The organism is Myxococcales bacterium (assembly GCA_016717005.1).
Taxonomy (GTDB): domain Bacteria; phylum Myxococcota_A; class Polyangia; order Haliangiales; family Haliangiaceae; genus UBA2376.
The window spans coordinates 70,532-84,060 of sequence record JADJUF010000021.1 but is presented as its reverse complement, the minus strand read 5'-3'; the positions used below and the strand labels follow the sequence as shown (position 1 = coordinate 84,060).

Below are 13,529 nucleotides of genomic sequence, written 5' to 3'. Positions count from 1 at the left end.
CCCACGGCGCGAGCCGCCCGGCGCGCGGACCGGTGCTCGACCGAAGAACGCGACCAGCGCTGCGGGTCAGTCGCCGAGCGGGTGCGGCCAGCGCGCGGCCAGCGCGGCGAGCGGCGCGTCGACCAGGCGCTGGACGGTCCAGCCGTCCTGCGGCCGCGCGCCGAGCGCGCGGTAGAACTCGAGCGCCGGCTGGTTCCAGTCGAGCACCGACCACTCGAAGCGCCCGTAGCCGCGCGCGACCGCAGAGCCGCGCCAGCGTCGCCATCAGCGCCAGGCCCAGGCCGCGGCCGCGGGCGTCGGGCTCGACGAACAGATCCTCGAGGTACAGGCCGGGGCGGGCGAGGAACGTCGAGTAGCTGGGAAAGAACAGCGCGAACCCGCGGGCGCGCTCGTCGTCCGAGGCCAGCAGCACCTCGGCCGCCGGCCGCGGGCCGAACAGGGTCGCCGCCAGCGCTGGCCTCGTCGGCGACCACCGCGTCGGCGAGCCGCTCGTAGTCGGCCAGGGCCCGGATGAAGCCGAGGATCGCCGGCACGTCGGCGACGGTCGCGAACCGGATCGTCGGGGCGGGCGCGGTCACGGGTGTCGGCGCCCCAGCGAGCGCGCGGTCGAGCCGCCGTCGCCGCGCGGGACCTCGGGCAGCTCCGGCAGGACCGGGCGGCCGATCGTGAGCTGGACCGTGCAGCCGAACTCCTCCTCGAACAGGTCGCGCTTGCGGAGCAGCTCGGACGTGTCGATCGCGTGGCCGGCGTCGGCGGTGGTCACCAGATCGAGGACGACCGCGCCCCCGGCCCGCGACGCGACCAGGCCCTCGAACCGCTGGCGGTGGCCGCTGTCGATGCCGTCGGCCAGGCGCAGCAGCGCCAGCAGCCGCCGGGCCGGGCCGCGCTGATCCTTGGGCAGCGTCGACTCGGCGATCACCCGGCGGGCCTCGCTCGCGGACTTGCGGTGGCCGCGGGCCAAGGTCGCGACCAGCTCGCGGTCGGGGTCGGCCAGCCCGGGGATGCGCCCCCAGCGGATCATGTACTCGCTGTGCTTGTGGTGGCCGCGGGTGTGGACCACCTCGCCGACGTCGTGCAGCAGCGCCGCGACCTCGAGCACCACGCCGAGGCGCTCGGGCAGCTGGTGCAGATCGCGCAGCTGCGTGAACAGCGCCCGGGCCAGCCGCCGGACCTGCTCGCCGTGGCTGGTGTCGTGATCGACCCGGCTCGCGAACATGCGGGCCGCGGTCACGACCGCCTTGTCCTTCTCGTCGCCGTGGCCGGGGGCGTCGTCGACCGCCTCGGCCAGCTCGAGCAGCACCGCCTCGCGGATGCCGACGCCGGGCGCGATGAAGCGCGCGATCCCGAGCTGGCGTCCGACCGTGGCCAGGACCAGCGCGGCCACGCCCAGCACCTCGGCCCGATCGCGCCGGACGCCGTAGCGCTCCATGCGGCCGTCGACCGACAGCGGCAGCAGCTCGGGCAGGATCTGCTCGAGCGCGGCCAGCTCGAACCCGGGCATCGCGGTCGTGTCGGGCGCGCTCGGCGCCAGGAGCCGCGCCAGCGCCTCGGCGTTGCCGCCGCACGCCGCGGCCACGGTCAGGTCGCGGATCGCCGGCACCACGGTCTGGAGCACGGTCGCGACGTAGCGCCGGACCATGCCGGCGTCGCTGTCGGCGATGGCGCCGTCGAGGCCCATCGTCTCGAGCAGGCGGACCGTGCCGATCGGCGCCGAGTAGCCGCGCCACCGGGTCCGGGCCGGGTCGTAGAGGTTGACCTCGAGGCTGCCGCCGCCGAGATCGAGCACGCCGCGGGGCAGGGGCCGGGTGCCGAAGGCGTGGGTGACCGCCTTGCGGATCAGCCGCGCCTCCTCGTCGCCGTCGATGATGTCGAGCTCGATGCTGGCCTCGTGGGCCAGGCGGTGCAGCAACACGTCGCGGTTCTCGGCGGTGCGGACCGCGGAGGTCGCGACCGCGCGGTAGCGCACGACGCCGTGGCGATCGAACGCCGCGCGGAAGTGCTTGAAGGCCGCGACCGCCGCGTCGATCGTGCCGGTGTCGAGCACGCCGCGCGTGAACGCGCCGTGGCCGAGGCGCACCGGCACCCGCTCGGCCTCGATCCGGTTGAGGCCGGTCGCCGTCAGCTCGGCGACGACCACGCGGATCGCGTTGGAGCCGGCGTCGATCGCGGCGAGCGTGGTGCGGACGGTCACGAAACCCTCGTGCCATAGGTATCACGGGGTCGCGGTCGGGGATCGGCCGATCCCCCCTCGGGGCCGACGCAGATCGCCCGCGGTGCGCGGCGCAGCGCTCGCGTGCGCCCGATCGCGCACCGCATTTTTTTCGCTGGGCGTTGTGCGGCGCGGCTGGTCGCGGGTGCGGGACTCGTCGGGCGCGCGGCGCTCGCGCGACCGACCTGGCCGGGGAGCGACCTCGGGATCGCCCTCCACCATCGCCCGGACGGACCGGCCGGCGCTCAGGCCAGCGCGCGCATGCCCGGCGCCTCGCGCCCCGTCGACGCGACGTACTCGTCGTAGCAGCCGCCGTAGACGTGGGGGCCGGCGCTGGTCAGCTCGAGCACGTGGGTCGCCAGCGCCCGCAGGAACTGGCGGTCGTGGGACACGAACACCAGCGTGCCCTCGTACGCGGCCAGCGCGTTGATCAGCGCGCGCTTGGTGACGATGTCGAGGTGGTTGGTCGGCTCGTCGAGGATCATCAGGTTGGGCGCGTCGTACAGGAGCTTGGCCAGCGCGACCCGGGCCTTCTCGCCGCCCGACAGCACCCGGATCGGCTTCTGCACGTCGTCGTCGTGGAACCCGAACGCGCCGGCCAGGTTGCGCAGCGTGCCCTGGTTGGCGGCCGGGGCGTGGGCCATCAGCTCGTCGAGGATCGAGTGGCTGGCCACCAGCCCGTCCATCGTGTGCTGGGCGTAGTAGCCGAGCCCGACCGCGGCGCCGATCGTCACCGCGCCGTCGTCGGGCGCCAGCGCGCCCGCCATCATCTTGAGCAGCGTCGACTTGCCGGCGCCGTTCTCGCCCATGACCGCCCAGCGCTCCTTGCGCCGCACCGTCAGCGACAGCCCGGCGTGGACCGTGCGCTCACCGTAGGCCTTGACCAGGCCCTCGCACCGGACGACGTCGTCGCCCGAGCGGGTCGGCGCCCGGAACCCGAACTTCTTCTCGATGATCCGCCGCGGCGGCGCCAGCTTCTCGATCTTGTCGAGCTTCTTGACCCGCGACGCGACCTGCGCGGCCTTGGCGGCGTGGGCGGCGAACCGCTCGATGAACCGGCTCTCCTTGGCCAGCATCGCCTGCTGGCGGGCGTACTCGGCCTCGTACCGGGCGGAGGCCTCGAGCCGGGACCGCTCGTAGAAGCCGTAGTTGCCGGTGTAGGTCCGGACGCTGCCGCCGTCGATCTCGACGATCTTGCTGACGATCCGATCGAGGATCTCGCGGTCGTGACAGGTCATCACGACCGCGCCCTGGTAGGCCTTGAGGAACGCCTCGAGCCAGAGGATCGACTCGATGTCGAGGTAGTTGGTGGGCTCGTCGAGCAGGAGCACGTCGGGCTGGGCCAGGAGGATCTGGGCCAGGGCCACGCGCATCTTCCAGCCGCCCGAGAGCGTGCCGACGTCGTCGCCGACGCGCTCGGGCGCGAAGCCCAGGCCGGCCAGGATCGCGTGGGCCCGACCCTCGAGCAGGTAGCCGCCCAGCTCGCTGTAGCGGGCCTCGACGTCGGCGTAGCGCTCGACGGTGGCGTCGAGGTCGTCGCCGCCGGCCTCGAGCCGCGCGGTCAGCTCGGCCAGCTCGTCGGCGAGGCGCGCGACCTCGCCGGCCCCGGCGCAGGTCTCGGCCAGGATCGACCGGCCGCGCAGCTCGCCGACGTCCTGCCGGAAGTAGCCGAGCGTGAGCTTCTTGGGCCGCTCGACCTGGCCGTCGTCGGGCTGCTCGTCGCCGACGATCATGCGGAACACCGTGCTCTTGCCGGCGCCGTTGGCCCCGACCAGGCCGATCTTCTCGCCCGGGTTGACCTGGAACGAGGCCTCGACGAACAGGACCTGGCCGCCGTACTGCTTGCTGACGTTGGCGAACGCGATCATCGCGGGCGCGTCCTACCACATCAGGCGGCGCGCGGCCGCGACCTCCGCGCCGGTCCGCGCCCGCGGCCGCCGGGGCGGCGCGGGTCGGCGCCCCGGGGCCGCCCGGGCCGTGTCATCGACGTCGGCCCGGCGTCGTCCTCGGCACGGGCTTGGGTCGCGAGGACCTCGGCGCGCTACGGTGCCCCGAGCGCGCCCTCGACGTAGAAGGCCGCGGCCATGACCCGCGCCGTGTGGCGGACGCTCGACGTCACGACGCCGTCGAGCTGGCTGCTGTCCTCGGGGCTGAACCAGGGGAGGGCGCCCTCGACGCGCACGTCCCAGGGCCGATCTGAACCGGCGAACGTGAAGCGATCGTCCGCGACGCGACCGAACCGCGCCTCGCGCGGCCGCGCGCCGGTGGTGTCGGTCACGTAGAGGTCACCCGTGGCGTCGAGCCGCGCCGTGACCCCAGGCCTGGTCAGGACGATCGTGCCGTCGGCGTGGAGGGTCGGCCCCGGGACCAGGGCGGTGCCAGGCGCGTTCGGTCCCGCGGACTCCGTGCGACCGTCCGCGAACAGCCGCGCGATGACCTGTCCCCGAAACGAGATCGTGAGCGGGCGCACGTCGATGAGCGCGGCGGGCGAGGGGCTCGCCGCCGCCGTCGCGAGGTCCTTCGCCGGTGACGGCGGGGGCGTCGAACACGCCACCGCGAGGGTCATCACGACGACACCGAGCGACCGCAGGACCGAGCTCATCGGCCGCTCGTATCATGAGAACGAAAGGCGGCGCAGCCGCCGACGAGGCGATCGCGGCCGGCGGCGCATCTTGCCTGCCGTGCGGGCGTCCTTGCGTGGGCGGCGCGCAGGCGGCGCGCGGCCGCGCCGGCGCCGGTCAGCGGCCGCGGCCGCCGGGCCGGCCGCCGGGGCCCTTCATCGACGCGGGCCCGGCGTTGTCGGGCTGCTTGATCTTGTCGGCGGCGGTCACGCCCTCGAGGACCTCGGCCCAGATGCCGTCGGACAGCCCGAGCTTGACGTCCTTGCGGGCGAACTGCTTGGGCGTGGTCTCGACCTCGACGAACCGCTGGCCGTCCTTGAACTGCACCAGGGCCTCGCGCACCGCCAGCACCTGCTCGCGCTTGTCGAGGACGACGTCGGCGTTGGCGCTGTAGCCGGCGCGGATGAAGACGCCCGCCTTGGGCGTGATCGAGGCCTTGATCTCGAACTGGATCGCGCCGTCGATGGCGTTGCCCTTGGGCGCGATGTACTCGAGCCTGCCGGCGAAGGTCTCCTTCTCGAGCGCGCCGATCTTGATCGACAGCTCCATGCCCTCCTTGATCTTGCCGACCTCGCTCTCGTCGACCTGGCCCTGGAAGATCATGTCGCCCATGTTGGCGACCACGGCGATCGTGGTGCCGGGGTTGAAGTTGTTCGACTCGATGACGCTCTCGCCCTTCTTGACCGGCACGTCGATGACCATGCCGTCGACGGTGGCGGTGACCTCGACGTTCGACGCGCCGCCGCCGGACCGGGCGGCGCCGTCCTTGACGATCGTCAGGCTCGAGCCGGCCGAGCCCAGCTCCTGCTGCCGCAGGGCCAGGTCGGTCTTGAAGCGGGCCAGCTCGGCCTCGGCGATCACGCCCTGGCTGTAGAGCGCCTTGGCGCGGTCGAGCTCGCGGCGGGCGTTGTCGAAGGCGATCTTGGCGGCCTGGACCCCGGACTGGGCCCGCTGCAGCGCGGCGGCGTCGGGCACGATCCGGATCTTGGCGATCTTGTCGCCGGCCTTGACGACGGTGCCGGGCTCGAGGAACAGCTCCTCGATCACGCCCGAGACCCGCGGCTTGAGCTCGACCTCCTCGCGCGGCACGATCGCGCCGGTCGCGACGGTCTTCTTGATGATGTCCTTGATCTCGGCCGACTCGGTCTTGGCGACCACGGGCGGCTTCTGCGACTTCTTCCACAGCCACCACATGGTGGCGGCGCCGGCGCCGACGATGATCAGGACGATGAGGGCGGGGAGGATGCGTTTCATGGGCGGCTCACGAGGTCATTCGTCACGGAGGGCCTCGACCGGCGAGATCGCGGCGGCGCGGGCGGCGGGGATGAGGCCGGCGAGGCCGCCGATGACGATCAGCGCGCCGGTGGCGACGACGGCGAAGCCGAACGACACCTGGGGTGGGGCCAGCGGGAAGTCGGGGCCGAGCTTGGCGACGGCGCCGGCGCCCCAGCTGATCGCGAGCGTGCCCGCGATCAACCCGAGGAAGCCGGCCAGCGTGGTGAGCATGATCGACTCCATGACGACCATCCCCACGACCGAGGCCGGGCGCGCGCCGAGGGCCTTGCGCACGCCGATCTCCTTGGTGCGCTCGCGGACGCTGATCAGCATGATGTTCGAGACGCCGATCGCGCCGGCCAGCAGCGACAGGAACCCGGCCGCGCCCAGCACGAAGTTGATCGCGGCGAACATCTTCTCGGTCTTGGCGAACTGGGCGCCGACGTTCCAGCCGCGGATCGCGGCGGTGTCGGTCGGCGCGATCTTGTGGCGCTCGCGCAGGAGCGCGTAGACCCGCTGCTCGAGGTCCTTGGCGTCGACGCCGCGCTTGCCGGTGACCGCGAACCACGACACCCGGTTGCCGGTGTGGAACGCCTGCTGGAAGGTCGTGAACGGGATGTAGATCGAGCGGACCTGCTGGTCGCCCTGCTGGCCGCTGGCGGCGGTGCCGAACACGCCGATCACGATGAAGTGGATGCCGTTGATCTCGATCGCGTCGCCGATCGGGTCGGCGCCGCGCTCGAACAGCTCCTCGGCGACGGCCTCGCCGATCACCGCGACCTTGCGGCGGCACTCGATGTCGCCCATGTTGACGAACCGCCCGGCCCGGATGATCGGCAGGACGATGTACTGGAAGTCGGGGTAGTCGCCGGACACCTGGAAGCTGCCGACCTTGGCGGCCCGGCGGACGACGTTGCCGGCCCGGAACCCGCCGAGCTGGTTGCGCGGCGCGACGTACTCGATACCGTCGAGCTTGCGCAGCGGCTCGATGTCGTCGTTGTCGAACACGACCGGGCGGTTGGCGGGCAGGCCGGCGTAGGGCTCGCTGGTGCGCTGGCCCCACAGGAACACCGCGTTCGCGGCGAACCGGTTGAGCTTCTTGCCGACGCCGCCGTGCAGCGACGTGCCGAACGCGACCATGAACATGAAGATGACGATGCCGAAGAACACGCCGACCGCGGTCAGCGCGGTCCGCAGCTTGTGCCGGGCCAGGCTGGTCGCGATCTCGTGGAAGCTGTCGAGGTCGAGCATCAGCGGTCTCGCATCGCCTCGATCGGGCTGACCCGGGCCGCGGCGTAGGCCGGGAAGAAGCCGGCGACCGCGCCGGCCACGACCAGCACGACGTTGGCGTAGATGGCGACCTTGAGATCGATCTGCGGCTGGCCGAAGAACTCGTTCTGGGGCACCAGCTTGGCGATGCCGGTGATCGCGCCGACGCCGAGGATCAGGCCGATGTAGCCGGCGGCGGCGGTCAGGAAGATCGACTCCTGCAGGATCGTCGAGACGATCGAGATCGGCGGCGCGCCCAGGGCCTTGCGGATGCCGATCTCGCGGGTCCGCTCCTTGACCGTGATCAGCATGATGTTCGCGACGCCGATGATGCCGGCGATGATCGTCGCGGCGCCCATCGCGGTGACGAACAGCTCGATCAGCCAGAAGATCTGCTGGAAGCTCTCGTACTGCTCGAGCATGTTGCGGACCCGGATGGCCTGCGGGTCGTCGGGGTTGAAGCGCTGGCGCTCCGCCAGCTTGGCCCGGACGACGTCGAGCAGCTCCTGGGTCTCGGCCACGCTCTTGCCGCCGACGGTGAACATCAGCGCGTTGAGGCGATCGGCGCCGTTCCACGCCAGCTGCGCGGTCGTCACCGGCACGTAGATCATCTGCAGCTCGCCGTCGTCGCCGCCCGCGTCGTCGAACACGCCGACCACGTCGAACGACACGCCGCCGATCTCGAGCGAGCGGCCGATCACGTCGGTGGTGCCCCAGAAGAACTGGGCCACCGGGATGCCGACGACCGCGGCCTTGCGCTTCTCGAGCAGGTCGTCCTCGTTGATGTACCGGCCGGCCTTGACCAGGGTCTTCTCGAGGTAGAGGTGATCGGGGTGGACCGCGCGGACGTCGAAGTCCTGGGTCTTGGCGCCGACCCGGACCGTGCGCGAGCCGCCGAACGGCCGCCCCGAGCCGGGGAAGAACCGGCCGGTCAGGTGCTCGATGCCGTCGAGGCCCCGGAGGTTGGCGTAGTCGTCGTTGGTGAACGTCAGCCGGCGGCCGACCGGCATGCCCTGGTACGGCTGCGAGGTCGTGCCGCCGAAGATCCAGACGCTGTTGGCGGCGTCGTCAGCGAACTGGCTCTCGGCGCCCTGGTGCAGGCCGCGGCCCATGCCGAGCAGGAACACCAGCATGAAGATGCCCCAGGCGACCGCGAACGCCGTCAGGATGCTGCGCAGCGGCGCCCGCGCCAGCGTCGACAGCACCTCCTGCCAGCGATCGAGCGAGAACATCGGCCTAGCTCGCCTGGGCCAGCAGGTCGGGCTCGACCTTGCCGTCGCGCAGGCGGATGGTCCGCTGGGCCCGCGCGGCGACGTCGGCCTCGTGGGTCACCAGGATCACCGTCATCCCCGAGCGGTTGATCTCGGCGAACAGCTCCATGACCTCCTCGGAGGTCTTCGAGTCGAGCGCGCCGGTCGGCTCGTCGGCCAGGACGATGCGCGGCTTGGTGATCAGCGAGCGGGCGATGGCCACGCGCTGCTTCTGGCCGCCCGACATCTCGGCTGGCCGGTGATCGGCCCAGTCGGCCAGGCCGACCTTGTCGAGGTACTGCAGCGCGGTGCGGTTGCGCTGCCGGCGCGGCACGCCCTGGTAGTACAGCGGCAGCGCCACGTTCTCGACCGCGGTCTTGAACGGCAGCAGGTTGAACGACTGGAAGACGAACCCGATCAGCCGGTTGCGGTAGCGCGCGCCCTGGGTCTCGCTGAGCCCGCGGATCAGCGTGTCGCCGAGGTGGTACTCGCCGCTGTCGTAGCTGTCGAGGATGCCCAGGATGTTGAGCAGGGTCGACTTGCCCGAGCCCGACGCGCCCATGATCGCGACCATCTCGCCGTCCTCGACCTCGAGGTCGACGTCGCGCAGCACGTGGAGGCGGTGGGCGCCGACCGCGTAGTACTTGTTGATCTTGGACAGCCGGAGCATCGGGGCGACGCGAGACCGTAGCGCCGGCCGGCCGCGTACGCCAGCCAACGGCGGTCGACGCCTGGTTATTCCGTCGCGGTGGCCAGGGCGGCGGTGACGTCGGCGGCCTTGGCCCGGAGCAGCACCGCGGTGCCGTCGGGCGTGCGCAGCTCGACCACCGGGGCCTCGGCGCACTTGTCGAGGCAGCTGCGGACCGCGATCGCGAAGCCCGGGCGCTGCTCCCAGGCGGTGACGGCGGCGTCGAGGCACTCGAGCGCGCCCCAGCTCTGGCACTTGCCCGCGCACACCACGGCGGTCACCGGCGCCGTCGGCAGCTCGAGCTCGGTGGCCAGCGCCACGGCCGCGTAGTAGTGGCTGGGCGGCTTGCCCTGCTCCTCGGCCAGGGCGATCACCCGGTCGGGGGTGATCGGGCCGCCCTCGGCCAGCTCCTCGAGCTCGAGGCCGAGCCCGGCGAGGCGGGTCATGTCGATCTCGCGGTGGGTGGTCGAGCGGTTGGGCGTGGTCATGGGCGGGTCTTTACCGCGAAGCGCGCGGGCGCGGAAGCGGCGACCCTGTCCGTCGCGCGGTCGCGCGCTATACCGGCGCATGTCCACCGCCCGTGCCTACGCCGTCGCCTCGGCCACCGCGCCGTTCGCGCCGATCTCGATCACCCGCCGCGAGCCCGGCCCCACCGACGTGGCCTTCGACATCGCGTTCTGCGGCGTCTGCCACTCGGACCTCCACACCGCCCGGGGCGAGTGGCCCGGGACGGTCTACCCGTGCGTGCCCGGCCACGAGCTGGTCGGCACGGTCACCGCCGTCGGCGGCGCCGTCACCAAGGTCGCCGTCGGCGATCGGGTCGGCGTCGGCTGCATGGTCGACGCGTGCCGCACGTGCCCGAGCTGCCTCGCCGGCGACGAGCAGTTCTGCGAGCAGCGCGCGACGTTCACGTACAACAGCCCGGACAAGCACCTGCCGGGCCAGCCCACCTACGGCGGCTACGCCACCCACGTCGTCGTCGACGAGGCCTTCGTCCTGCGGATCCCGGCCAACCTCGACCTGGCCGCCGCCGCGCCGCTCCTGTGCGCCGGCATCACGACCTACTCGCCGCTGCGCACTGGGGCGTGGGCGCGGGCAGCCGGGTCGGCGTGGTCGGCCTCGGCGGCCTCGGCCACATGGCGCTCAAGCTGGCCCACGCGTTCGGCGCCCACACGACGCTGTTCACGTCGTCGCCGGGCAAGGTCGACGACGGCACGCGGCTCGGCGCCGACGCCGTGGTCGTGTCGAGGGACGCCGCGGCGATGAAGGCGTGCGCGCCCGACCTCGACGTGATCATCGACACCGTGGCCGTGGCCCACGACCTCGACGCGTACCTGCGGCTGCTGGCCCGCAACGGCACGCTGGTCGTGGTCGGCGCGCCGCCGACGCCGCACCCGGCGCCGTCGACCGGCCTGCTGATCGGCCGGCGCCGGGCCCTGGCCGGCTCGTTGATCGGCGGCATCGCCGAGACCCAGGAGATGCTCGACTTCTGCGGCGCCCACGGCATCGTCTCGGACATCGAGCGGATCGGCGTGGCCGACCTCGACCGCGCCTACGACCGCATGGTCGCCAGCGACGTGAAGTACCGGTTCGTGATCGATCTCGCGACGATGCCGGCATAGGGCGGCGCCGGCGCCGCCGGCGCGCTACGCTCGCCGCCGTGCGCGTGGCCCTGGTGATCGCGGCGGTGCTCGCCGGGTGCGGTGGCGTCGGGGGGCCGCCGCTGGTCGATCCGATCCAGCGGGGCGTGGCCGCGCCGGCGGCGTGCGGCGTGGCCCCGGCCGCGCCGGCGTCGGGGCCGCGCGTGCGGGCGCCGACCGAGCTCGACGCGGTCGTCGGCCAGCGGGTCGCGGCGGTGGAGATCGACGGGGCCGACGCGACCCGGGCCCAGGCGGCCGCGATCGTGCGGACCACGGTCGGCGCCGCGCTCGACCCGGCGGCGGTCGCGCTCGATCTCGCGCGGCTGGCCCGCCTGGGCGTCTACACCGAGCTGGCGGCGCGCTGGGAGCCGCGCGGCGCCGACGCCGGCGCGCTCCACCTGATCGTCGTCGAGGCGCCCCGCGTCGTCGAGGTGGCCGTCGACGCGCCCGGGGTGTCACCGCGGACGCTGCGCCTGCTGCGCGGCCTGCGCGGCACGATCGCCGACCCGGCCCGCGCCGACCGCGCCCTGGCGATGACCCGCGGCGTGCTCGCGGTCGACGGGTTCGTCGACGCGACCGGCGCGATCTGGAGCGAGCCGCTCGCCGCGGGCGTGCGGGTGTGCGCGCGGCTCGAGCCGGGGCCGCGGGCGCTGATCGCCGCGGTGCGGTTCGCGGGCGTGGCGGCGTTCCCCGAGGCCGAGCTGCGCGCGGCGGTCGGGACGCCCGGCGGTCCCAACGGCGTCGGCGGGCCCTACCACCGCGGCCGGCTGGTCGCTGACCTGACGCCGGTCTGGCAGCGCTACCGCGACGCCGGCTACCTCGACGTCGTGTTCGACGAGCCGATCGTGACGGCGAGGCCGGCCGGCCTGACCGTCGAGCTGCCGGTGCGCGAGGGCGCGCGGCGCGTGGTCGGCGCGATCGAGGTCGGGCAGGTGCCCGACGACGTCGACCGCGGCGCGCTGGTCGAGGTGGTCGAGCGTGAGCTCGCGGTGGGGCGGCCCCTGGGCGGGCGCGGGTACGACCGCGCGGTCGCGCGGCTGAGCGCCCACGCCGCCGCGCTCGACCCGCCGGCGCGCGCGCGCCTCGAGCTGGCCACGGCCACCGCGACCGGCGTCACCGCGCTGACGATCGAGGTGTGGCGATGACCGCGCCGCGCGGCGGCCGGGCCGCGCTGGCGCCGGTCGCGATCGCGGCCGCGGTGGCGGTCGCGGGCTGCGGCCGGCCGGGGCCGTCGGCGCGCGCGGCCACGCTGCCGGCGCCGTGCCGGACCGCGCGCACGCCCGCGGAGCTCGACGGGTGCGCGTCCTGGCGCGATCGCTGGCGCGAGATCGTCGAGCCCGGGTTCGTGCTGGCGGCGCCGCGGCTGCAGGCCTACGTCGAGGGCGTGCTCGCGCGGGTCGCGCGGGCCGGGCGGATCGCGCCGGTGCCGGCGCTCGACCTGATCGACCGCAGCGACGGCGCCGGCGCGGCGTTCCTGGGGCACATCAGCCTCACCCGCGGGCTCCTGGTCGCGCTCGACTCCGAGGCCGAGCTGGCGGCGGTGCTCGCCCACGAGCTCGCGCACCTGATCGGCGGGCACACGTTCCGGTCGTGGTCGACCGGCGACGGCGTCCGTCAGCCGGATCCGTTCGGCGACCTGATCCCGGTGTGGCGGCTCGACATGGAGGCCGCCGCCGATGAGCTCGCGATCGATCTGCTCGTCGCCGCGGGCTACGAGCCGACCGCGATGTTCGGCGCCCTGCGCTGGGCCGCGACCACGCCGATCGATCGGCGGCGCGGCGAGGTCGACGACGCCGACGCGCCCGACGCGCTCGCCGACCTGCGGCCGTGGCTCGACGACGACCACCACCCGGCGCCGGCGGTGCGCGCGGCCCGGATCGCGCGGGTGCTGGCGGGCCGGCACGGCGGCGAGGTCGGGCGGGCGCGCTTCCAGGCGGCGATCGCCGGCACGGCGGTCGGGGTCGATCCCCGCCGCGGTCGCTGGCTCGATGGCGAGCGCGGGTGGCGCTCGGTCGCGGCCGGGATCGAGGTGTCGCTGCCACCGAGCATGAACCACGGCGGCGAGTTCGATGGCGTGTGGCTCTGGACCCTCGACCGGCGTCGCCTGGCGGTCGAGGTGACCTCGCCGCGGGGCGGCGCCGAGGTGGCCGCGGCCCTGCTCGACCGCACGCCGCAGCGGGTCGCCGGGCGCCCAGCCTGGGCCGGGATCGCCGGGCCCGCGCCGCCGGTCGGCGCGCACCCCAGCCTCGGGTTCGAGCTGGCGACGCCGGTCGAGCGCCCGACCCTGGGCGAGCGGGTGGTCGTCGTCGATCTGGGCGCGCGGGCGCTGGTGGTGTCGGGGGCGCCGGCCACGGTCACCGCCGCGATCGCGGGCGTGCGCGCGCTCGGGCCGGGGGCCGGCGCGCCCGAGGACGTCCCGCTCCGGCTGGTGCTGGTGCCCGCGCCCGCGGCCGGCACGATCGCCGAGCTGACCGCGCGCGCTTGCGCCGACCCCGAGGCCAGCGCGGTCCTCGGCGACCGCGGGCGGCGGGTGCGGGTCGGCGAGCTGATCGCGTGCGCCGCCCGCGGGCGCTGACC

General features: G+C 74.0%; 10 protein-coding genes and 2 pseudogenes. 3 read left to right on the top strand and 9 right to left on the bottom strand.

Annotation, left to right across the window (positions count from 1 at the left end; translation table 11 throughout):
• Positions 1 to 66: 66 nt before the first annotated feature.
• The 9 genes and pseudogenes from IPL61_19070 to IPL61_19030 form a co-directional block, all read right to left on the bottom strand.
• Positions 67 to 578: pseudogene (locus IPL61_19070) on the bottom strand (GNAT family N-acetyltransferase).
• Entirely contained in the window at positions 575 to 2,191 is a 1,617-nt protein-coding gene (locus IPL61_19065) for a Ppx/GppA family phosphatase (GenBank protein ID MBK9033343.1), read from the bottom strand. Before IPL61_19065 ends, IPL61_19070 begins: the two are co-directional and overlap by 4 nt.
• 263 nt (positions 2,192 to 2,454) lie before the next feature.
• A complete protein-coding gene (locus tag IPL61_19060) occupies positions 2,455 to 4,077 on the bottom strand; it encodes an ABC-F family ATP-binding cassette domain-containing protein (GenBank protein ID MBK9033342.1) in 1,623 nt (540 codons plus the stop codon).
• Positions 4,078 to 4,250: 173 nt separating this feature from the next.
• Positions 4,251 to 4,811: a hypothetical protein gene (locus IPL61_19055; GenBank protein ID MBK9033341.1), complete on the bottom strand. Its 561-nt coding sequence runs from the start codon at positions 4,809 to 4,811 to the stop codon at positions 4,251 to 4,253.
• A 136-nt stretch (positions 4,812 to 4,947) separates the two neighbouring features.
• Positions 4,948 to 6,084, bottom strand: a complete 1,137-nt coding sequence (locus IPL61_19050) for an efflux RND transporter periplasmic adaptor subunit (GenBank protein MBK9033340.1) — start codon at positions 6,082 to 6,084, stop codon at positions 4,948 to 4,950.
• A 15-nt stretch (positions 6,085 to 6,099) separates the two neighbouring features.
• Positions 6,100 to 7,356 carry an ABC transporter permease gene (locus IPL61_19045; GenBank protein MBK9033339.1) on the bottom strand — a complete coding sequence of 419 codons (1,257 nt, stop codon included), beginning with the start codon at positions 7,354 to 7,356 and terminating at the stop codon, positions 6,100 to 6,102.
• Positions 7,356 to 8,606 carry an ABC transporter permease gene (locus IPL61_19040; protein MBK9033338.1) on the bottom strand — a complete coding sequence of 417 codons (1,251 nt, stop codon included), beginning with the start codon at positions 8,604 to 8,606 and terminating at the stop codon, positions 7,356 to 7,358. Before IPL61_19040 ends, IPL61_19045 begins: the two co-directional genes overlap by 1 nt.
• A gap of 4 nt (positions 8,607 to 8,610) precedes the next feature.
• Positions 8,611 to 9,294, bottom strand: coding sequence for an ABC transporter ATP-binding protein (locus IPL61_19035; protein MBK9033337.1), 684 nt, complete (start codon positions 9,292 to 9,294; stop codon positions 8,611 to 8,613).
• 65 nt (positions 9,295 to 9,359) lie between these two features.
• Positions 9,360 to 9,800, bottom strand: coding sequence for a hypothetical protein (locus IPL61_19030; protein ID MBK9033336.1), 441 nt, complete (start codon positions 9,798 to 9,800; stop codon positions 9,360 to 9,362).
• A gap of 79 nt (positions 9,801 to 9,879) precedes the next feature.
• On the opposite strand from IPL61_19030, the pseudogene IPL61_19025 reads away from it, so the two are divergent.
• From IPL61_19025 to IPL61_19015, 3 genes and pseudogenes are all read left to right on the top strand, one after another.
• Positions 9,880 to 10,934, top strand: a pseudogene (locus IPL61_19025) (NAD(P)-dependent alcohol dehydrogenase).
• 38 nt (positions 10,935 to 10,972) lie between these two features.
• Positions 10,973 to 12,097, top strand: coding sequence for a hypothetical protein (locus IPL61_19020; protein MBK9033335.1), 1,125 nt, complete (start codon positions 10,973 to 10,975; stop codon positions 12,095 to 12,097).
• Positions 12,094 to 13,527 (top strand): M48 family metallopeptidase, encoded by a 1,434-nt coding sequence (locus IPL61_19015; protein MBK9033334.1) that lies wholly within the window; start codon positions 12,094 to 12,096, stop codon positions 13,525 to 13,527. Before IPL61_19020 ends, IPL61_19015 begins: the two co-directional genes overlap by 4 nt.
• The last annotated feature ends 2 nt before the right edge of the window (positions 13,528 to 13,529 follow it).

Bases quoted from the DNA above. Each gene is read 5' to 3' on its own strand.
- IPL61_19060 (MBK9033342.1), bottom strand. From the start codon at position 4,077: ATGATCGCGTTCGCCAACGTCAGCAAGCAGTACGGCGGCCAGGTCCTG.
- IPL61_19055 (MBK9033341.1), bottom strand. From the start codon at position 4,811: ATGAGCTCGGTCCTGCGGTCGCTCGGTGTCGTCGTGATGACCCTCGCG.
- IPL61_19050 (MBK9033340.1), bottom strand. From the start codon at position 6,084: ATGAAACGCATCCTCCCCGCCCTCATCGTCCTGATCATCGTCGGCGCC.
- IPL61_19045 (MBK9033339.1), bottom strand. From the start codon at position 7,356: ATGCTCGACCTCGACAGCTTCCACGAGATCGCGACCAGCCTGGCCCGG.
- IPL61_19040 (MBK9033338.1), bottom strand. From the start codon at position 8,606: ATGTTCTCGCTCGATCGCTGGCAGGAGGTGCTGTCGACGCTGGCGCGG.
- IPL61_19035 (MBK9033337.1), bottom strand. From the start codon at position 9,294: ATGCTCCGGCTGTCCAAGATCAACAAGTACTACGCGGTCGGCGCCCAC.
- IPL61_19030 (MBK9033336.1), bottom strand. From the start codon at position 9,800: ATGACCACGCCCAACCGCTCGACCACCCACCGCGAGATCGACATGACC.
- IPL61_19015 (MBK9033334.1), top strand. From the start codon at position 12,094: ATGACCGCGCCGCGCGGCGGCCGGGCCGCGCTGGCGCCGGTCGCGATC.